Origin of the sequence: Hirschia litorea (assembly GCF_042665075.1) — a bacterium.
Taxonomy (GTDB): domain Bacteria; phylum Pseudomonadota; class Alphaproteobacteria; order Caulobacterales; family Hyphomonadaceae; genus Hirschia; species Hirschia litorea.
The window spans coordinates 528,301-548,465 of sequence record NZ_JBHTBR010000005.1; the positions used below are offsets into that span (position 1 = coordinate 528,301).

16 protein-coding genes are annotated in these 20,165 nt (G+C 46.9%); 8 read left to right on the plus strand and 8 right to left on the minus strand.

The window, feature by feature from the left end:
- Positions 1-72: 72 nt before the first annotated feature.
- Positions 73-2,373 (plus strand): TonB-dependent receptor, encoded by a 2,301-nt coding sequence (locus ACFQS8_RS11170; RefSeq protein ID WP_382167416.1) that lies wholly within the window; start codon positions 73-75, stop codon positions 2,371-2,373.
- A gap of 104 nt (positions 2,374-2,477) precedes the next feature.
- Here the strand turns inward: ACFQS8_RS11170 and ACFQS8_RS11175 are convergent, their stop codons facing one another.
- Positions 2,478-3,461, minus strand: a complete 984-nt coding sequence (locus tag ACFQS8_RS11175) for an alpha/beta hydrolase (protein WP_382167417.1) — start codon at positions 3,459-3,461, stop codon at positions 2,478-2,480.
- A gap of 115 nt (positions 3,462-3,576) precedes the next feature.
- Complete coding sequence (locus ACFQS8_RS11180; RefSeq protein ID WP_382167418.1) at positions 3,577-4,521, minus strand: hypothetical protein; 945 nt, start codon at positions 4,519-4,521, stop codon at positions 3,577-3,579.
- Positions 4,522-4,886: 365 nt separating this feature from the next.
- On the opposite strand from ACFQS8_RS11180, the gene ACFQS8_RS11185 reads away from it, so the two are divergent.
- On the plus strand, positions 4,887-5,234 hold the full coding sequence (locus ACFQS8_RS11185; RefSeq protein WP_382167419.1) for a hypothetical protein: 348 nt from the start codon (positions 4,887-4,889) through the stop codon (positions 5,232-5,234).
- Between the two features lie 96 nt (positions 5,235-5,330).
- On the opposite strand, the gene ACFQS8_RS11190 is transcribed toward ACFQS8_RS11185, so the two are convergent.
- Positions 5,331-7,124: a long-chain-acyl-CoA synthetase gene (locus ACFQS8_RS11190; protein WP_382167420.1), complete on the minus strand. Its 1,794-nt coding sequence runs from the start codon at positions 7,122-7,124 to the stop codon at positions 5,331-5,333.
- A gap of 189 nt (positions 7,125-7,313) precedes the next feature.
- Between ACFQS8_RS11190 and ACFQS8_RS11195 the strand changes: the two genes are divergently transcribed.
- Both ACFQS8_RS11195 and ACFQS8_RS11200 read left to right on the plus strand, forming a co-directional pair.
- On the plus strand, positions 7,314-8,552 hold the full coding sequence (locus ACFQS8_RS11195) for a cytochrome P450 (protein WP_382167421.1): 1,239 nt from the start codon (positions 7,314-7,316) through the stop codon (positions 8,550-8,552).
- A gap of 206 nt (positions 8,553-8,758) precedes the next feature.
- Positions 8,759-9,391 (plus strand): hypothetical protein, encoded by a 633-nt coding sequence (locus tag ACFQS8_RS11200; protein WP_382167422.1) that lies wholly within the window; start codon positions 8,759-8,761, stop codon positions 9,389-9,391.
- 120 nt (positions 9,392-9,511) lie between these two features.
- Here ACFQS8_RS11200 and ACFQS8_RS11205 read toward each other — a convergent pair whose 3' ends face one another.
- On the minus strand, positions 9,512-10,030 hold the full coding sequence (locus tag ACFQS8_RS11205; RefSeq protein WP_382168604.1) for a peroxiredoxin: 519 nt from the start codon (positions 10,028-10,030) through the stop codon (positions 9,512-9,514).
- Positions 10,031-10,335: 305 nt separating this feature from the next.
- Positions 10,336-11,637, minus strand: coding sequence for a dicarboxylate/amino acid:cation symporter (locus tag ACFQS8_RS11210; RefSeq protein WP_382167423.1), 1,302 nt, complete (start codon positions 11,635-11,637; stop codon positions 10,336-10,338).
- A gap of 117 nt (positions 11,638-11,754) precedes the next feature.
- Here ACFQS8_RS11210 and ACFQS8_RS11215 point away from each other — a divergent pair, with 117 nt between their 5' ends.
- From ACFQS8_RS11215 to ACFQS8_RS11225, 3 genes are all read left to right on the plus strand, one after another.
- Positions 11,755-12,465, plus strand: coding sequence for a metallophosphoesterase (locus tag ACFQS8_RS11215; RefSeq protein WP_382167424.1), 711 nt, complete (start codon positions 11,755-11,757; stop codon positions 12,463-12,465).
- Between the two features lie 42 nt (positions 12,466-12,507).
- Positions 12,508-14,973, plus strand: a complete 2,466-nt coding sequence (gene hrpB, locus ACFQS8_RS11220) for an ATP-dependent helicase HrpB (protein WP_382167425.1) — start codon at positions 12,508-12,510, stop codon at positions 14,971-14,973.
- A 164-nt stretch (positions 14,974-15,137) separates the two neighbouring features.
- Positions 15,138-15,530 carry a c-type cytochrome gene (locus tag ACFQS8_RS11225; RefSeq protein ID WP_382167426.1) on the plus strand — a complete coding sequence of 131 codons (393 nt, stop codon included), beginning with the start codon at positions 15,138-15,140 and terminating at the stop codon, positions 15,528-15,530.
- 59 nt (positions 15,531-15,589) lie between these two features.
- Here the strand turns inward: ACFQS8_RS11225 and ACFQS8_RS11230 are convergent, their stop codons facing one another.
- The 3 genes from ACFQS8_RS11230 to ACFQS8_RS11240 all read right to left on the minus strand — a co-directional run bounded on the left by ACFQS8_RS11230 (position 15,590) and on the right by ACFQS8_RS11240 (position 18,966).
- On the minus strand, positions 15,590-16,000 hold the full coding sequence (locus ACFQS8_RS11230; protein WP_382167427.1) for a hypothetical protein: 411 nt from the start codon (positions 15,998-16,000) through the stop codon (positions 15,590-15,592).
- A 77-nt stretch (positions 16,001-16,077) separates the two neighbouring features.
- Positions 16,078-16,671 carry a redoxin domain-containing protein gene (locus ACFQS8_RS11235; RefSeq protein WP_382167428.1) on the minus strand — a complete coding sequence of 198 codons (594 nt, stop codon included), beginning with the start codon at positions 16,669-16,671 and terminating at the stop codon, positions 16,078-16,080.
- Between the two features lie 102 nt (positions 16,672-16,773).
- Positions 16,774-18,966, minus strand: a complete 2,193-nt coding sequence (locus ACFQS8_RS11240; RefSeq protein ID WP_382167429.1) for a prolyl oligopeptidase family serine peptidase — start codon at positions 18,964-18,966, stop codon at positions 16,774-16,776.
- A 270-nt stretch (positions 18,967-19,236) separates the two neighbouring features.
- Between ACFQS8_RS11240 and dapF the strand changes: the two genes are divergently transcribed.
- Positions 19,237-20,082 (plus strand): diaminopimelate epimerase, encoded by an 846-nt coding sequence (gene dapF, locus ACFQS8_RS11245; protein WP_382167430.1) that lies wholly within the window; start codon positions 19,237-19,239, stop codon positions 20,080-20,082.
- The last annotated feature ends 83 nt before the right edge of the window (positions 20,083-20,165 follow it).

Genomic DNA, 20,165 nt, shown 5'->3' on the forward strand with positions numbered 1-20,165 from the left:
GCTTGTTTTCTGGTGTGATAAACAAAATATATAGCACGAACCATAAACGTGCACCCATTGGGAGGAAAAAACATGACTAAAGTTAAAGCCGTCCTACGTGGCGCAACCTGCCTAGCCTCAATCGTAACCCTTGGGTCTCAATTGGCTATCGCGCAAGAACAAACCACAGATGAAGACAATGGTCGTCAAACCGCTGTTCAGCGTATGATGCAGACCATTACTGTGTCTGCAACCAAGCAAAAAGACCCTGAAAACGTGCAAGATATTGCCACGTCGGTCACAGCATTCAATGCAGACTCTTTAGACACGCTTAAAGTAAGAGACCTGGAGGATGTATCCTTCTCCGCACCCAACGTCACACTTACTGATTTAGGCACAACCAAAGGCTCTGCAAACTTCTCTATGCGCGGCCTTGGAGTGAACTCTTCTATCGTATCCATCGACCCAACCATAGGTGTTGTCGTTGATGGTGTTGCACTCGGTTCAGCCACAGGTGTGGTCATGGACATGTTCGACCTTGATAGCATTGAAATCCTACGTGGACCGCAAGGAATCCTTCAAGGTAGAAATACTGTAGGTGGTGTTGTCGCCATCAATACAGGAAACCCGACTGACACTCTTAAGTATGACTTTAAGGTCGCAACAGAAGCGCCGATTGATGAAGGTCGCGGCGGTCCAAATTCATACGTTCAAGGCATGGTTTCTGGCCCACTTATCGAAGGCAAATTGAACGGTAAAATTGCTGCCTATTACAACTATGATGAGGGGTATTTCAAAAACCTCGCAAACAATGAAAACCACGGTGAAGGCGACGCAAAAATAATTCGTGGTGCATTAGAATTTATGCCTACGACATATTTTACTGCCCTCGCCAAAGTCGAATATGGTGAATTTAGCGGTGACGGCCCTGCATCTCAAAACCGTGCAATTTTCGACCGCGACAGCTTCGACTTCGCCATCGACAATCGTGGCTTCTATGACATGCAGACCACTTTTGGTTCATTGCGTTTGGATTGGGACGTCCCTTTTGGTGATGGTACAATTACAAACATCACTGGATATCGCGACTATCGCAACAAAACGAGCACTGACCTAGATTCAACAACGCGCTTCTTATTTGACGCTCTGTCTGACACTGTTCACGAGCAACTTTCTAATGAATTGCGCTACAATGGTTCTTTTGGAGACCTCACCCTTACAACAGGTGTGTTCTATCTTGATCAAACGATTGAGTCAGACGAACGCCGTAATATTTTTGCGCCTCTCGTCAGCCCGCTTCTTCCACCAGGCAGCATGCCATTCACAGGTGGTGGTGCGCAGGATCACTCTTCATTCGGTGTGTATGCACAAGCTGACTATGACTTCACTGATCGCCTAAGCGCGCAAGTGGGTTTACGTTATTCATATGAAGAAAAAGACGCTGAAATTTCTTGGGTTCTTCCAATCATTACAGCCCAGCGTGGCGGCGTTCCTTGTTCTGTCGTCGACGGAACATGTGCGGTGGAAACAGCAGATAAGAATGACTGGAGCAGCGTAACGCCTAAAGTTGCCCTAGAGTATGCAACGACAGACACATCGCTTCTCTATGCGTCTTATAATCGTGGTTTCCGTTCGGGTGGTTACAACTTCCGTATCACTGACCCAACTGCATTCCTAACGTTGAATGCAACTATCAATAACGGAAATGCCTATTTCGACGAAGAAACCATTGATGCATTTGAGGTTGGTTACAAATACGAAACACCTGACAGCCGTTTCCTTTTAAACTCAGCTGTATTCTTCAACAAAGCGACAGATCTTCAGCGTGAGATCAACGTTGTAAGCCCAACAGCGGGTGTATCTCAGCTCATCTACAACACCGCAGATGCTGAGATGAAGGGTGTAGAGCTTGAAGGTCGCTTCGCAATCTCAGATTCATTCCTAATTTCTGCCAATGTTGGTTATATTGATGCGGAATATACAGACATCAAATTCCCGATTTCAGCTGCGACAACAGCAGATATTATTGGCGGTGTGGTTCAACCATCAGATTATGATCTAGAATTGCCACGTACACCTGAAATGACATACGGATTTGGTTTTGTATGGGATCAAACACTCGGCAATGCTGGGTCTTTGGTTACAACTGCAAACTACCAACACCGTGACCGCTCTGCATACACTGACAACAATATTGGATTCTTCAATGCTGTTGATATGGTCAATGCAGACATTACTTGGAACACACCAGCTGATGGTATTTCCTTGTCACTTTACGGTAAAAACTTGTTGGATGAGGCCCAAGCAGGTGGTGATACACAAACACCATTTGGCACGTTCTCACCCCTCAACAAAGGACGTCTAGTTGGTCTAGAGCTCTCCATTAAAGGATAGTCTTTTCCAATAGCTTCAAAACAAAAGAGCGAGCTGATATCAGCTCGCTCTTTTCGTATATTCTACCGTATACGCAATCCCTGCATCACACAGTTAAAGACCGCCTATAAACGCCCTAGCGCTTCAGCGAGAATATGTCCTGTCGCTTCAACTGCATCGCGCGCAGGTTTAGACACGGGCGTAAAATTGAAGAAACCATGCGGTAAATCAGCAAAATTTTCCATTGTTGTCCGCACGCCAGCCGCACGCAATTTTTCAGCGTAGACTTGTCCCTCATCATGCAGAGGGTCCCAGCCAGCCGTAATAACATGCGCAGGTGGTAATCCGCGAAAATCAGAATGAAATAGCGGCGACACGCGCAGATCCATCACATCCTGCCCCTCATCAAGATAGGCCGTTTTGCAAAAGTCAAAAACTGCCGGAGAGAAAAAGCTTCCTTCTTGGAATTTCACACCTTTTGTTTTTAAGTCCACAAATTGTGTTAGCGGATAAATCAATAATTGATACACAGGCATAGGGCATAACCCCTCCTGAGCAGCCCGTGTAACATTGATTGCGAGGTTACCACCCGCACTATCGCCGCCAACAGCTATTAGATCTGGGTCCGCGCCCCATTCAGCCGCATGCGATACCGCCCAATTATACGCTGCCACAGCATCATTAATCTGAGATGGAAACTTAAATTCTGGCGCGAGGCGATAATCGACCGACAATATCCGACAGCCCGATAAATCCGCTAGCCGCCGACATGTTGAATCTGCTGTTCCCAAATCACCCAACACAAAGCCGCCGCCATGAAAGAAAACAAGGCTTGGTCCAACTGGGTGTCTGGCAGAATGAGGCGTATAAATCCGCGCACCAATACGCCCCACCTCTCCATCAATCTCACCGCCGTCTATTTCAATATCTTCAGTGGCCTGCATCTGCGGTAAGTCGCGTTCTATATTCTGCGAAATTTGCACAAATTGCCCACGAAGTTTTGTGAACTGTCGCGACCAATCTAATGTGACCGGAGATGTCTTTTCTGCAAACGCCTCCCACGCCTTTTGAAACGCACCAAGGCCAGTTTCACTTTTCTTATCACTCATGGTGCAATCTCTTCGGTCTAAAATGGGCATGTGTCATTACACCAACTCTCTACGCTCAAACATCGACAGAAATGAGACGCGAGGATGACTTAAATTATAAGGTTCGACAAATAGGTTATTCTTTAAACCCTGCCGCCCAATAGCGCGCACGAGTTTCAACCGGCAATGCTTGAAATCCAGCAATTAGACTATCTGCTTGTTCACACACATTCACACCATCAAAATTGTGTTCGTCTTCGATAATCATAACATCGGGCTGCTGCAAGTTTACGACAGCCGCATCATCTGGAGCGGGTTCAATCTTTTTCTTTTTCGCAGGCGGCGTTAGCAAAATATCTAGGAACTTCAATCCTTCAGGATTAGCCGCAAGCATCATCACCAGCTCAGATAATTGAGCACGGTCATCGTCAGTCAGTTCACCATATGACTGAGGGGCTACCAAACCACCCTCGACAGCGCCAAGCATAAGCAGTGTCGCGCGCATAGAGAATTGATAATAGGGACTATCATAATACATGTATTTTGAGGACAGGTCCGGGTTTTGCGAAATCCGATATAGCCCGCCCAATTCACACGCGGTTTCACCTTGCGCCTGCAATCCCAAAGACACCTCAGAAAGCAAGAGTAAGAACTGATCGAAATAGGAGATATCAGCCTTATATATGGTTTCCGCTTGCTGGTGGGCAAAGCGTTTACTCCAATCCAAAATCATCATCGACAATTCGGTCTTACTCACGCCTGCTTGTGCGTTTTCAGCCATTTTCGTCAAAAGCTTTGCATGTCCAATTTCATCTACATGGCGCATTTTCACCAATACAGATTTCGTCAGTTCATCTTGAAAGCCATATTCATTCAAAAGGCCGGCAGCTTCAGGAATAGAGCGCCCTTCTACTAATTCGGAGATTGTCAGATTTACACTCGGCTGCTTGCTGCCAAATATTTTGGGGCCCAACCAAACAAGCCCAAAGCATAACACAACCACCACACCGATAACGGCATACCAGATAGGACTATCCTGCCCGCCTTTATATGGCTTTCCGCCCGTTGCATCAAAACCCATCTTCTACATCCCGAGAAATTCACATGTGTACGTAAGGGGATAGTTAACTTACGCAAATTGCGAAATAGTTACCAAACTCAAGATAACCAACCTCCCCCCCTCATACACGCTTGCAAGAAAGCTCGTGGGATTTACACTCAAGACCAAAATGTCGCAGCCAATTAATCGGCAAATTATTACTTCAAATACTTAGGAAAACATCCTTGAATACAGATTTCAAATACATTCCTTGGTGAATTCCATCTTGTACGTTTTGATCAATATCCCCAAAATACAAATTAAAAGAACCTTTTTTTTAACTTTATATCCCTATATTCCCCACATAGACGAATTTGAGGGCTGTAGAACAACTGGGGATGCTCCTTATGCAGACAGAAGCAAGTATTCGCGAAGAAGAAATTTCTTCACTGCTTGAAGTGGAAGGTGAGATTGTAGGGTTTATGCGCTTACTCCATAGCAAAACACCGCTTTGCTATGCTCAAGCAAGTGATCAATTTACAATGATACATGCACATGCTGCATGGACAGATTTAGCGCCTCTTGCCAGCATCGCAGATGTTGTTTGGTCAAAGCTCACACCAGCCGATACTGGCGCACAAATGTCCCTCGATGAACGCGCTTTTGTCCGCAAACAAATGATGACATACAAATTTTTGCTACACCGCCTAATGGGTGATTACCAAGATGAAATTGATGCAGCCATGGCAAGCTAGTCACCTGTATCTACAATAATTTACAGAAAAAAACTCCCCACTTACACGCGCCCCTTACTCAAAAGCGGCGCGTTTTTTATGGGACGTACGAAAAGACTATACGCGACGTTTCCCACTCAACACATCGGCATAAATCTGCGGCGTCAAAACTTCGAAAGTCTCCAACTCTTTGGAGGAAATATATAGTTCGGTATCGACCTTCTCAGGGTTAAACCCTTCTTCGACAAGCTCAACTTTTTTAAATTTAAACGATTCCGTCGTGCGTCCCGAATCCAATAAACGTAAAAAGACAGGTCTCGCAAATTCAGGCAATTGCGTCTTCACATGCGCCCAAAGTGCCGCAAAATCCAAACCTTCTTCAATTTGTATCGCCGCCATCCCAGCCCGCCCTTCATGGCCTTGAACCTCAACGCCATACACATTTGCAAGCTTCACCCCGTCAAAGGCAGACAACACTTCGCTAACTTCATTGGTAGACACATTTTCAGCTTTCCAACGATACGTGTCCCCAAGACGGTCAACGAAAAAGAAATATTGATCCTTATCACGACGCATTAGATCGCCTGTTCTGAAATAGGCATCACCTTTTTCAAACACATTCGTCAAAATCTTGTTTTTATTCTTCGACTTATCGCGATACCCTTCAAACCTCCCCCGGTTGTCATTCGGATTGATCTTCCCAATCGCCTCCCCCACTTCTTCGGGTTTAGTTTCGATACAAAAGCCATCCTCATCCCGCAAAACATCCCCGCTTTGGCTATCAACCCGAATGAGGCGAGTAGGCAATCTATGCCGTACCAGAGCAGGAATACGCCCAATCGCCCCAACTTTTCCGTCCAAATTCAGCAGATTTACATTGCCCTCTGTTGCGCCGTAAAACTCATAAATGCGTGAAATACCTGTACGCGCAACAAGCTCTCTCCACACATCTGCCCGCAAACCATTCCCAAAGCACCGCGTGATCTTATGTTGACGCTCTTGAGGCTTGGGTGCGCAATTCATCAAAAAACGCCCCATTTCTCCAATATAAACAAAATTCGTCGCGCCGGTTTCTATCGCTGTTTCCCAAAATGTACTTGGAGAAAACTTGCGTTCAATCACAACAGCAGCGCCCGCCATAAATGCACATCCAACGGCAACCAAGCCACCTGTGGCGTGGTATAATGGCAAAGACACCATCACTCTATCTTCTGGCACAGACTTACACGCAGGCATAATCGACCGCATCATGGTCTGACATCGCGCATGCGTCATACGCGCCGCTTTAGGCAATCCCGTTGTGCCGGACGTAAAAATATAAAGCGCAACATCTTTAGCAACTAATTCAGAGCGCGGCGTTTTATCAGGGCGCGCATTTGAAACCTGCACCAAGGCATCTTCCAGATTGCGTCCCTCTGGAGCCCCCTTACCCAAAACCCAAGCTGGCGTATCTTCATTCATATGCGGTTTGGCAGATACATATTGATCCCAACGTGCATCGCCCATGATCAATAATTTAGCATCCACAATATTCAAACAATGCGCCAATGGCGTTGCAGCCAACTGGTTATTGATAAGCGCGCAGCGTGCTCCCAATTTAACAATGCCCAGCCAGATCGCGATAAAATCGGGCCGGTTACCCATAAGAAGCGCAACACAATCGCCCTTTTGAATACCTTGCGATTTTGCCCAATTGGCAAACACATTCGCACGCAATTCCACGTCCCTATAGGTTAGGGATTGGCCTTCAAAAATAATAGCTACATTCTCGCTATATGTATCAGCAAGGCGTTCCCAATCATCGGGCAATAAATTTGAGGAGTCTGGCGTAATATCCGATGTAGAATTTAAAATTCTCAACAAACCGCGCACATAGGTGACATCGCTTTTAAGTCGTTGAACAAAATTCATTTTCCTACCCTACTCATTCGTGCTGCACACAACTTGCTCTATCAAGGTTTCTACAGGATATTTCACCAGCAAAACACTGAATAATTAAAGAATAAGATAGTTAATCTTCTTGATATTCCTACTATTTCATAGTGATTCAATTTAGGTTAGAAGAACAATAGAATCTGATTTGTTAGGGGTATACCAAAAGTGTCTGAGATTGATTTTACGGACAGCCAGTATCTTCGCTCACCTCACAAAACGCTCAGTTCTCTTTTAAAAAATGGCCCATTGGTATCGGTCAAAATTCCAAAAATCGGAAAAGCCCTTCTCGCCACCTCGAATGAAGCTATCATCGACCTCCTCAAGAGCCCGCACCGCTTCACAACCGACGCGACGCAAGTTGGTAAAAGCCCCATATGCGCCAAAGCGGGCGGCATGCCGGATTGGAAGCCATCCAATGGAAGCCTCTTTCTTGCAGAAGGCAATCAGCACCGCACAATCCGGCATCAACTGGATATGGCATTGCGCAAATCGGGCATTAAAACACTTCGCCCCAATATCGCTGCTCTAGCAGACACGCTCATCTCCAATGCTATACCCGCAAAAGGTTTTCCAACGGGGCATATAGATCTGGTGTCCCAGTTCAGTCGTCCCCTTCCCGCACTCGTCATGATGGAACTTATGGGCATCCCTAAAACTGATGCGCCAGATATCCTTAAACTCACCACCCAAATATCCTATCCAGAAGGGCCATTGGGCGGCATAAACCAGCAATCAGCGGGCAAGAAACTCTTTGCCTATCTTAAAGACCTCCTTGCCTCCGATGAGTTGCCGCAAGACAGCCTTTGCTTCCAACTTAAACAACAGCCCGACACCACAGCAGAGATCAATCCAGATGAACTTGCCCATCTAGCCTATTTTCTGTTGCAAGCAGGTCATTCGACCACATCTAACCTTATCGCTTTGGGATGTATGAGTTTGCTTGACCATCCCACGCAGCTCAAAACACTGACACAAGATTGGACCAAAGCCCCAAACGCTGTTGAAGAAATTTTGCGTTACGCAGCGCCGACCCAGATGACGGCCCCACGCTATGCAAAAGAGACATTCACCTTCTACGATCACACCTTTAAACGCGGTGATATCGTGTTTGGCTTTCTAGCGGCCACTAATATGGATTCCAGCTCTACGCCAAATCCAGATATTTTTGATATCTCCCGCAGCCCCATACGTCATATCTCATTTGGAGCAGGCGCGCACTTTTGCGGCGGCGCTCAACTAGCCCACCTCATTGCGGAGATTGCGCTTCAGCGCCTATTTACCCACCGCCCAGAACTTCAGCATGCATCAAACCTGACAAAATCCATTATCTGGTTACCCCGCTTTGGATCACGTCACCTATCCCGCTTCATCGTCAACACAACACCATCACCGGCCCGCTTTTAAGTATAGTTCAAGCGCTCAACAGGCTTTAAAGTCTTAACAAAAGGTAAACACACCCGCTACTGGGCGTTAATGATGTTAACTATCTTCACAATATTCAATCTTCTCCACAATTGACTTGAGAACACCCTTGACGAAGGCTGAATTTGCGCGTTTTCTACATTAATACATGGTTAATTGTTGAGACTTTTGTAGAGTGAGTAGAGTGAATGTGTAAGAAGGCAATGTATGCCGCGATCGGGAAAATTGAATCCGACCTTGCAAGTGATGAGAGAATCATTTGGTCAGGCTTCCCTGATAGACAGATTATTTGCAATAAAATCAAAACCTTCTACTGGAAGAATGTCGCATTCTTTCTGACATTGGGTGCTGCTGCGGCGACAAGTTGGTTTTTCGCCCCCGCCCAAAAGAATGCAATCTTCATTGCGCTTGGCGCAACTGCACTCATGCGCGCTATTGGTGCTATCTCTGCTTGGTCAAACCGCAAGAAACGCGTCAACATGGCTTACGCGCTCACCAATAAGCGCTTAATCAGTGTTAACGGCACAAACAATGAAATGGCGAGCTGGTATTCACCCATTATCGATTCTGTTCGTATCCAAAAACACAAGAACACATCGACCCTTAAACTACGTGATACTGAGCTGCGTTTCTCAATGGATTTATTCTACGTTGAAGATGCAAGCCGGCTAAAATCCCTTCTCACACCTTTTATCGTCAATGGCGTAAAAGCAGAGATCGAGAAGAAACCAATGCCAGCACGCGCGACACGGTCAAGAATTGCAACTCGCCCATCAAGCGTTGCCTCAAGCCAAGCTCAAGACTTACAAAAAGCAGCTTAGGCGCACACCAGTTCCATCAGGGTTCCTCGTAATATTCATCACCCACGAGACAGAACCCACACTAAAAAGGCGACGGATGCTATATCCGTCGCCTTCTTTTTTAGTTCATTTTAGAAAAACTTAGAGATTTTTCAAAACGTTCTGCGGTGAAGATTCGCCATATGGGTCATCGCCGCAATTGTCTTCAAAGCCTGGCTCTTCAAACCATTTCTCGATTTTACCATCGTTTACGACAGCTGCGTAGCGCCATGAACGTGCACCAAAACCGATATTGTCTTTGTTGACCAACATACCCATTTTACGTGTGAACTCACCTGAACCATCAGGGATCACTGATACGTTTTTAAGGTTTTGGCCTTTAGCCCATGCATTCATTACGAATGTGTCGTTCACAGACATACAGTAAATTGCATCAACGCCTTTAGCTTGAAACTCTGGGAAGAGTTTTTCAAAGTCTGGCAATTGGTATGTTGAACATGTTGGCGTAAACGCACCCGGCAAAGAGAAAAGTACAACTTTCTTACCTTTGAAGAAATCGTCGCTTGTCTTGTCTTCCCAACGGAATGGGTTGTCGCCACCAATGCTTTCGTCACGAACGCGTGTGTGGAAAGTAACCTTAGGAACCTGACGTCCAATCATGTGCAAATCTCCATGCTGCATGGCCGCGCCCCCGTTTCGATCCCCTAGGAAATCGCCCCGTCAACGCAGCATTTTCTAAACTCATCTCTCTTATTTAGAATTGATCTAATTAAAATCAACCCCAAGATATGAAACTTTATGCAGGTAATATAAGGAGATCATGTGACAATTCACAACATGGTGAATCTAATATATTTCCATCCTTAATTTGCCGATGAAATCTATTCATTATTTCATCCCAAAACAGCCAACACATCGTGCTGGCTGTCTTTAATCAAAGGGATAAAAAGTGCGTATTTAGATGCTTAAACGGAAGAAACGCGCTTAAACACCTCTTCATCCAATTCGCCTTCCCATTTAGCAACCACAGTCGCCACAGCCGCATCACCCGTAATATTAGTCACGGTACGCATCATGTCGAGCAAACGGTCAAACGGGAATAACACTGCCAACACAATCACTATCTGCTCAGGCGTACACCCAATCACAGCTAATGTGGTCGTCGCGAGGAAGAGGCTTACAGACGGAATACCCGCCGTTCCCACAGATACAAGCGTCGCCGTCATCGCCACCATAGCGTAATCGACAAGATCAAGCTGAATGCCAAAAGCTTGCGCAGCAAACAAAGCGATCAAGCCTTGATATAGCGCTGTTCCATCCATGTTGATTGTTGCACCCAAGGGCAAAACAGATGACGCAATGGGCTTAGACACACCCAGATTTTTTTCCACACATGTAATCGTCACGGGCAAAGTCGCACTTGAAGATGACGTAGAAAACGCCACAGCTTGTGCATCCACAATCCCACGGAAGAAGCGTATAAGCGGGAGTTTCAATATCCCCTTCACAATCCCCCCATGCGTAAACACCATGTGCAGCGTACACGCCAAATAGTGTGCAAACACCATTTTTCCGAGCACTGTTAAAACCTGCAAGCCTTGGCTCGCCATCACCCATGTCATCAAAGCGAACACACCAAATGGCGCTAACTCCATAATAATATGTGTGATTTTCATCATAACTTCAGCAGCACTTTCCGTCGCTTTCGCAATCGGACGTCCCGCTTCTTTGGCCATTAAACAGCCCACACCAAATATGATTGCAAAGAAAATGATTTGCAGCGTATTGCCATCCGTAAAAGCTGCCGCTGGGTTTGTGGGAATAATCTCAAGCAAGCGATCCCCCAATCCCTTCGTTGCGCCTTGCAAGCTTTCAATTTTGCTCTGCTGATCAAGTTTTGCGTCTTCACTTACCATGCCCAAATCAAAATTTGCGCCCGGACGCACAATCGTGCCTATAGCCAAACCAATGGTTACAGCGAACAAAGTCGTCGCCATATAAAGCCCAAGCGCACGCCCACCCAAAGATCCCAGCTTTGCAGGATTGCCCATCGCCGTGACACCCGACACAAGCGTCGTGAAAATGAGAGGCACGACCAGCATTTTAATTAAATTGATGAAGGCTTTTCCGAATGGATAAATCCAATCAGTCGCAAAATCTGCGCCCTTCTCTCCTACCCCATAATGGAGACCCAGCCCCAATAATATGCCCAGCACTAACCCAAGCATAACACGCTTCCACAGCGTTATTTTCAACCAGCCGCCCATTAAAAAGGATCTCCACCTCGAAAAAATCAAGTTTAGACACTATGTCTACAGAAATTGCGGTCAAGGAGTAGATTATGCCTCTTGCCATTTATCTCGTTACAGCATCAAAATAACCATATGATTTCTAAGTTGAATAATATACGGGCCATTGGTGATGTGCATGGCCACCCTGACAGTCTTGAAGCTGCCGCTGGAAGTGCCGATCACATCATATTATTGGGAGACCTAGTAGACCGCGGCCCCGACAGTGCAGGTGTTTTAAGATTAGCTCTGAATTGGATCGATTCAGGCCGCGCTTATCTTGTGCGCTCAAACCATGATGATAAATTATATCGCATGCTGATAGGGAATAATATCCGCATGAATCGCGAATTATCTCAAACCCTGAAAAGCATTGCCAATGCACCAGACGGGAAAGAGCTAAAAGAGCGCTTTATCAAAATATATGCGGATACACCTCACATTCTACGCATGGGCCAATTTGTGTTTGCGCATGGTGCTGTCAGTCCTTTTCATTTTGCCCCACCAGATGAGCCAATGAACCTCAATCGTCTGCGTCGCCGCATTGAAAACATGGCGTTGTATGGTGAAGTGCGCGGTGATCGTGATGAAGAAGGTCGCCCTGTGCGCCATTATGATTGGGTTGAAAGCCTTCCCGAAGGCATCACTGCCGTTGTGGGTCACGATATCCGAGCCGAACAACCTTTCATTCACACCGCAGACAATGGCCGCCGTGCCATCTTCCTAGATACGGGATGTGGGAAAGGTGGACCACTATCTTATATAGATTTGCCTAGTGAGGAAGTTGGACAAATTCCCGTGGCATAATCCCATCTTGCAGCAAGCGTCATTCCTGCGTATCGCTGAGGCATGACGCAAAGCTCCCTCTCTCTTCCTATTGATGATGTTATTGATAACATCAAAACCAGTCTACGCACGCATTCTCGCCTAGTCCTCGCCGCTCCTCCAGGGGCAGGTAAAACAACGCGTGTCCCGCTCGCTTTGCTAGATGAAGACTGGGCAAAGTCTGGGAAAATACTCGTCCTAGAACCACGTCGTATTGCTGCCCGCGCGGCTGCAACGCGTATGGCCCAAACCTTAGGTGAACGTGTCGGCGATACAATTGGCCTGCGCGCGCGCCTTGATGTACGCACATCTAAATCCACGCGCATTGAAGTCATCACAGAGGGTATTTTTACCCGCATGATACTTGATGATCCCGAATTATCCGGCATTAGCGCGGTTATATTCGATGAGTTTCATGAACGCTCCCTTGATGCTGACCTTGGCCTCGCACTTGCCCTTGAAGCGCAAGAAGCCCTGCGCGAAGATTTACGTATCCTACCCATGTCCGCCACATTGGACACACAAGGTCTACCCGCATTTTTAAATGCCCCCCTTATCCAGTCTGATGGGCGCGCCCACCCTGTCACCACACATTACATAGGCCGCAATCAAAATGCCCGCCTCGAAGATGAGGTTGCATCCGCTATCAACCATGCGCTCAAAGAAGAAACAGGTTCACTCCTCGTTTTCCTTCCCGGCGCAATGGAAATTAAACGCACAGCCGAACGCCTAGACCACCTTGGCGATAATATTCTAATTGCCCCGCTCTTTGGCGGCCTCACACCACAAGAGCAAGATGCAGCAATTTCACCTCCCCCCGCAGGGAAGCGCAAAATTGTTCTGGCAACCGATATCGCCGAGAGTTCACTCACAATTGAAGGCGTACGCATCGTCATAGATGCCGGCCTTGCCCGTGTGCCTCGATATGATGCCTCCTTAAATGCCTCACGCCTAGATACAATCCGCGCATCCCGCGCCAACGCCGATCAAAGACGCGGACGCGCCGGCCGTACAGAGCCGGGCGTGTGTTATCGCTTATGGCATGAAGCCGAAACACGCGGCTTACCTGCCTTTCCAGCACCTGAAATCACCAATAGCGACCTCACGAGCCTTGTGCTTGATCTCGCCCGATGGGGCACGCACGATCCATCCTCCATGCGTTGGCTGGATGCACCGCCCCAAGGCGTTTGGAATGCCAGTCTTGCGCTGTTGCAAAATCTGGGTGCCATCAATGAAAAAGGACAACCGACCCCATTCGGCCTTAAGTTATCTGATCTTCCATTGCCACCAAGATTAGCAGCAATGGTGCTGGGGGCGGATAAGATTGAGACTATCCCTCTAGCTGCTCATATAGCCGCCTTGATAAGTGAGCGAGGTTTAAGCGGAAAAAGCATTGATGCCCGCGAACGTCTTGCGCGCTTTTCCGTGGATAAATCAGGTCGCGCACGCGCCATGCGGGATATGGCAAACCGATGGGCCAGAACCGCAAAACCCGCATTGAAAAACAATCCCTACTTAAACCGAGAAGAAGCAGGCGTCACAATTGCGCAAGGTTTTCCAGACAGAATTGCCAAAGCACGACCAGGCAAGGTGGGGGAGTTCCTCATGGCCAATGGACGCGCCGCGCAGGTGGACACCACAGACCCCCTCTCAAGGGAAGCATGGCTAGCGATCGCGGACATCACAGGGGGAGCAGCCACCCTGCGCATCACCCTCGCAGCACCAATTTCTGAAGCTGAAGCGCGCGATATTGGTCCAGAGATCACCGAAGATATTGCCAGTTTCGATGCCAAATTAAACCGCCTCACAGCAAGGCGCGTAACACGCATTGGGGCAATCACACTCTCCCAAACACCCCTTGCAAAACCCAGCGGAAAGGCCGCTATAAAAGGGCTTTTGGATGCCTTTGAAAAAGACGGGACAAAACTCCTCCCAGCACATGATGCAATCGCCTCATTCAGTGCACGGATTAATTTTTTACACACCCAATTTGGTTCAATTTGGCCGGAAAATTTTGCAAATACCATCCATACACGCGCAAAGGATTGGTTGGCCCCACTCCTTGAAAACGCAAGAGATTTTTCAAATATAACAGACGCAAAAGCCATAGCCGCCATCAAAACATTGCTCGACTGGCAACTCATATCTGAAATGGAAAACCTCGCGCCATCTCACTGGACCACACCTACAGATCGCAATGTTTCCATTGTCTATGATAGCGAAAAAGGCCCCACGGTTAGCGTCAAAGCGCAAGAGTTTTTTGGCCTCTCCCAGCACCCTCATATCGCCAATGGACGCGTCCCCCTCACTCTCGAAATGCTCTCACCTGCCCAGCGCCCAATCGCAATGACAAAAGACATAGTCGCCTTCTGGACAGGAGGCTATCAGGACATGCGGAAGGATATGCGGGGGCGTTACCCTAAGCATGATTGGCCCGAAAATCCCGCAAATGCGAAACCCCAACGCGGCGTAAAAAAGCGTTCACATTGAAGTCACTAAATCGCCATGAAGCAAATTGATAATACCAACTTATCCTACACCCACCTTGTCCAATCTGCGACGAATCGACCAGAACTGCTTTATTCATTACCCATACACACGCAGCATTGTTATATCTAACCCGGAAACTAAGAATTCGAGCTGGAGCCGACCCTATGAAAACATTCAAAATCGCATCATTCGCCCTCACCGCATTCGCCATGACAGCAGGCTTTTCTGGAAGCGCCCTCGCGGAAGGCGACGCAGAAGCTGGCGCGAAAGTCTTCAAAAAATGCGTTGCATGTCACAATGTTGTAGGTGCCAATAAAGTGGGTCCAAACCTAAACAATATTCTTGGTCGTGAAATCGCTTCTGTGGAAGGTTTCAAATACTCCAAAGCCATGCTCGCTGAAGGTGAAGGCGGCAAGACTTGGGATACTGAATCTCTATCTGCTTACCTTGCCAACCCACGTGCTGCGGTCAAGGGTAATAAAATGGTCTTTATCGGCCTAAAAAAAGAGAAAGAACAACAGGATGTGATTGCGTATATCATGTCTAAAAGCGAATAATCCGCTTCTAAAAACCTATGCAGAAAAAGGCGCACTCTATACTGGGTGCGCCTTTTTTCTTACCACTGCATTCCAAATGATTTTTTCAACGCTTCCATAAAGGTTCGTGGCTTCTCCAACTCCTTGGGATCTAACGACCCAAAGACCAATAAAGTGCTGTCTGCATCTTCCAAACGCACGCCACGTGGACGGTTATATTCATCCACATCAAGCGAATTCCAATCATGACGTGAGTCAATCGTGAGGATTAGTTTGCTGCCGCCTTGGCCATCTTCATCTCTGCCAAACACCAATCCATAAATGGTCTCTCGCCCCCACAAAAGGCCGTGTGAGACTTGTTGGCGTTTGCCATCCAAGAGCACTTCATCGCGAAACATATGTCGACGCCATTGCAAAATATGCATGGTTTTAGACGTTACAACCTTGATATCTATGGCACCATTTGCCACGCGAATAAGTTCAGCTTTCATGTGATATAGCTCCTCTTGCGCTCATAATATATCGAAAAACGATAAACCGCAAGAGGAAGTATATTCACATTTTCAAATTAATATTTGACGTTACAGCCATACGGTTTGCTTGATGCAGTCTGCACCTCTTTGCCTGCCGATATGTCCGCAAATGCAGATAAAACATAATTCTCCGCACGCTCTATATCTGCAGGATTTCCCGAAGGGATGGAATCAATCGCTCCAGCATATTCAAGAATACCATCATCAATTACAAACATATGCGGCGTTGTTTGCGCCTTATAGAGTTTACCAATTTCACCTGTAGGATCAAGAATTGTGTAATCCGGCATCGCACCATGATCAGAAGCTATGGAGTTGGCCTCATCCGCATCCACATAGCCCTGCTTACCTGGAGCAGAAGAGATAATCGTGATCCACTTAGCACCGCCCTCAGTCAGCGTTTTTTGAGTCGCCTGCATATTTCCTGAATCATAGTGTTTTTGTACAAAAGGACAGCCATCATTTGTCCACTCCAAAACGACGAGACCTTCTATATCGCTTAGTTTAACAGTCTCCCCATGCGTGGAAACTGCTTCAAAATCAGGAACTTCCTCTCCCAATCGCGGAGCTGCCAATGCTGGAAGCGCTAGAGCAAAAGATAAAACACTTGCGACAAATAGAGACTTCATAAAAACGCCCTTTCAGACAGGTGGTTCAATAAAACTACACCCCACAAGCCTGAAAGGACTATCTTGAAAAATCAAATCACAATCTAGTGTTTACCAATAATTTTACTCAGCTGATGACCCCATAAGTTTTTGCATTAGATAGGTCATTTCCAGCGCACGGCGATTTGCAGATTCTTTCAAATTCGCCGCTGCAGAGTGTCCACCATCAATGTTTTCATAATACAAGAATGGCTTTTCAAGATCCTGTAAACGATGCGCCATTTTACGTGCGTGAGCTGGGTGAACGCGGTCATCTTTTGTGGAGGTGACGAAGAAGATTTCTGGATACTCCATTGATGGATCAATATTGTGGTAGGGCGATAGTTTTTCCAACCATTCGCGCTCTTCTGGCACATCTGGATCACCATATTCATCCATCCAAGACGCACCCGCCAGCATGGTGTGATAACGCAGCATATCCAATAACGGCACCTGACACACAACCGCCGAGAACAAGTCTGGGCGCTGTGTAAACATAACACCCATGAGCAAACCACCATTGGAGCCGCCCATAATTCCTAGTTTGCTTGGTGATGTAAGCCCCTTGCCGATAATATCTTCAGCAACTGAAATGAAGTCATCATACACTACTTGACGCTTTAGCTTCAGCCCGGCTTGGTGCCATGCCGGTCCAAATTCTCCGCCGCCCCGAATATTCGCAAGCACATAGGCACCGCCATTATCGAGCCAAAGCTTGCCAGTGAATGCTGAATAGCTTGGATTTAGCGATATCTGGAAACCACCATACCCATAAAGCAAGGTTGGCGTGGAACCATCCATCGCGGTGTCTTTTGCTCGTACCACAAAATAAGGCACTTTTGTTCCATCTTTCGATGTCGATTCAAATTGCTCTACCACATATGGGCTTGCGTCAAATTTTGGTGGCAAGCTTTTTAGCAATGTCACTTCACCTGATTTTGCATCAAATGCATATAAGGAATCTGGGTTTAAAAAGCCCTCATAATTGAGGAAAACATCGCTCTCGTCTTTGGATGCGAACGCAATTCCAGCATTTCCATTGTCAGGGAGCGCAACAGGAGAAAACGTCCATTCGCCATCAACCAAATCACCTGACATCACTTTACCGGCGACATTATCGTTATAAGAGATCAACAAGGCATCCTTGGATAAAGATACGCTGCCTATAGCCTGACGCTCTTTAGGGCGCATCACAAGCGAAACGCTTGGCAGTGTTTTGCTCTCAAGAAAGGCGTTCACTTCAAAGGCGACTAAATCCCCTTGCTTGAAGCTACCCTGCCCTTCAACATCCCAATCAGCCTCCAATGTCAAAAGAAATTGGCCAGCATATACGCCTTGGGGTGTTGATTTTTTCGGGATTGGCCATTTGACCGCCTCTGATCCATCTTCAGGAAATAGCCAGTAATTGAACGAGAAAAAAGACTCAGCTTCCATTGCAGACTGAATAACGCGCCCATCTTCAAGCTCAAACGTCATCGGCCACACACCCATAACAGTCGGTGAGCTTTGCAAAATCGTCTGCGCTTCATTTAGAGGCGTACCGCGCGTCCAACGTTTTAGAATATATGGGTAGCCGGACTCCGTAACGGAAGCGACACCGTCCACATCACCCCAATCTGTCGCGACAAGCAGGGTATCAGCACCAGCCCATGCGATACCTTGTTTGGCTTCATGCGTTGCAAAGCCGCCTTCTACAAACGTTTTGCTTGCAAGATCAAACTCGCGCTGAATGACAGCGTCTTTACCGCCATCAGATAGGGAAACCATACATTTCCACTGCGTGGCATTCTTGGGTTTAAAACAATTTGAGCCTTTAAATACCCAGTTTTTATCTTCTGCTTTTGCTAAAGCATCAAAGTCTAATACCGTCTCCCAGACAGGCGTATCTGACTTATAGCTCTCCAATGTGGTTTTGCGCCAAAGGCCACGCACATTCGTTTCATCCTGCCAGAAATTATACACAAACCCATCACGTACAGACCCGTAAGGAATACGCTCTTTAGCGTTCACAATATCGAGTGCATCTTTCTCAAGCGCCGCAAATCGAGGATCAGTTTTCAAACGTGCGAGGGAGCGTTCATTCTCTCCCTTCACCCATTCAAGTGCTTTGTCGCCTTCAACTTCTTCAAGGAAAAGGTGCGCGTCTGAACTAAAGCTCAGATCAGCTTTACTCGAAACTGATGGAGTGTCTGCCGTGTTCGTCATTATAGATGTATCGTCCTGCGCCGTGCATGCTCCAGCTAACAATATAGCTGCACTTAAAATTATCTTGTTCATAAAGTGACCTTTCCCGCATAAAACGAGCTTATCGTCACATGCTCATGATGCAAGTATGCGTCATGCAACATTTCATTTATTTACAATCGAATATGTTTAGATGGGGTGTGTTCAAAGAACCTCAATATTACGTGTTACATGCTTTAAATCTTATTTAGTTTGACGCGCCGGAAAAACTTCTTATTTTCACCCTAAAGGCGAATAGACAAACGCAGCGCGCGCAGTCATCTTAACTATGTTGCATGCTTTCTACACGGATGAAGAATACCCATGAAGTATTATCAAATGAATGGCTGCGGAAATGCATTTGCTATCCTTGATGGGCGCGGTGAAAAACTGTCTCTTTCTCCCGAAGCTGTACGTCGCATCGCAAAATCCGCCAACGCAGATCAAGTTGTCTCCTTAGAGCATTCCATGCGCGGTGATATTTTCATGCGTATTTGGAATAATACCGGCAGCGAAGTAAGTGCGTGTGGAAATGTGTCCCGTTGTGTCGGCTGGATTATGATGCGCGAACGCAAACGCGACACAATCAAAATTGAAACAGAGGCAGGTCTCCTCATTGCCAAACGCCATGGCAATGGTGAAACCATGATCTCAGTTGATATGGGCTCACCTCTTCTTAAATGGGAAGAAATACCCCTTGCTGAACGCATGGACACACGCGGTATAGATATCAAAATTGGCCCCATTGACGCCCCTTATCTTCAGCTTCCTGGAGCTGTGAATATGGGTAATCCTCATTGTGTGTTCTTCGTTGATGATTTGGATGCCACAGATGTTAAAGCGATCGGCCCGCTTATCGAAGGTCACATGCTCTTCCCAGAGAAGGTCAATGTTGGTTTTGCTCAAATATTAGGGCGCGACTGTATTCGTTTGCGTGTATGGGAGCGTGATGCTGGCCTCACCAAAGCTTGTGGCACTGGCGCGTGTGCAGCTGTCGTTGCAGGTGTACGTAAAAATCTCTTAAACCGGTCCTGCACAGTGTTTGTTGATGGTGGAGACCTTCACATTGACTGGCGCGAGTCGGATGATCACGTCATCATGACAGGCCCCATCGAGCTTGAACGCCAAGCCGAAATTAAATCACCTGCCTCTGCTCCCCTATTTAAATAAAAAATTTCGACGGATTCTCTCTGCGCTCCCGTTCTATCTCTTGGGATAATATCGGGGGCAATTTTGCCAAATGAGAGACTTTC

Excerpts from the sequence above, each read along its gene's own strand:
- ACFQS8_RS11170 (WP_382167416.1), top strand. The coding sequence starts at position 73 with ATGACTAAAGTTAAAGCCGTCCTACGTGGCGCAACCTGCCTAGCCTCA.
- ACFQS8_RS11175 (WP_382167417.1), bottom strand. The coding sequence starts at position 3,461 with ATGAGTGATAAGAAAAGTGAAACTGGCCTTGGTGCGTTTCAAAAGGCG.
- ACFQS8_RS11180 (WP_382167418.1), bottom strand. The coding sequence starts at position 4,521 with ATGGGTTTTGATGCAACGGGCGGAAAGCCATATAAAGGCGGGCAGGAT.
- ACFQS8_RS11185 (WP_382167419.1), top strand. The coding sequence starts at position 4,887 with ATGCAGACAGAAGCAAGTATTCGCGAAGAAGAAATTTCTTCACTGCTT.
- ACFQS8_RS11190 (WP_382167420.1), bottom strand. The coding sequence starts at position 7,124 with ATGAATTTTGTTCAACGACTTAAAAGCGATGTCACCTATGTGCGCGGT.
- ACFQS8_RS11200 (WP_382167422.1), top strand. The coding sequence starts at position 8,759 with ATGTGTAAGAAGGCAATGTATGCCGCGATCGGGAAAATTGAATCCGAC.
- ACFQS8_RS11205 (WP_382168604.1), bottom strand. The coding sequence starts at position 10,030 with ATGATTGGACGTCAGGTTCCTAAGGTTACTTTCCACACACGCGTTCGT.
- ACFQS8_RS11210 (WP_382167423.1), bottom strand. The coding sequence starts at position 11,637 with ATGGGCGGCTGGTTGAAAATAACGCTGTGGAAGCGTGTTATGCTTGGG.
- ACFQS8_RS11215 (WP_382167424.1), top strand. The coding sequence starts at position 11,755 with ATGATTTCTAAGTTGAATAATATACGGGCCATTGGTGATGTGCATGGC.
- hrpB (WP_382167425.1), top strand. The coding sequence starts at position 12,508 with ATGACGCAAAGCTCCCTCTCTCTTCCTATTGATGATGTTATTGATAAC.
- ACFQS8_RS11225 (WP_382167426.1), top strand. The coding sequence starts at position 15,138 with ATGAAAACATTCAAAATCGCATCATTCGCCCTCACCGCATTCGCCATG.
- ACFQS8_RS11230 (WP_382167427.1), bottom strand. The coding sequence starts at position 16,000 with ATGAAAGCTGAACTTATTCGCGTGGCAAATGGTGCCATAGATATCAAG.
- ACFQS8_RS11235 (WP_382167428.1), bottom strand. The coding sequence starts at position 16,671 with ATGAAGTCTCTATTTGTCGCAAGTGTTTTATCTTTTGCTCTAGCGCTT.
- ACFQS8_RS11240 (WP_382167429.1), bottom strand. The coding sequence starts at position 18,966 with ATGAACAAGATAATTTTAAGTGCAGCTATATTGTTAGCTGGAGCATGC.
- dapF (WP_382167430.1), top strand. The coding sequence starts at position 19,237 with ATGAAGTATTATCAAATGAATGGCTGCGGAAATGCATTTGCTATCCTT.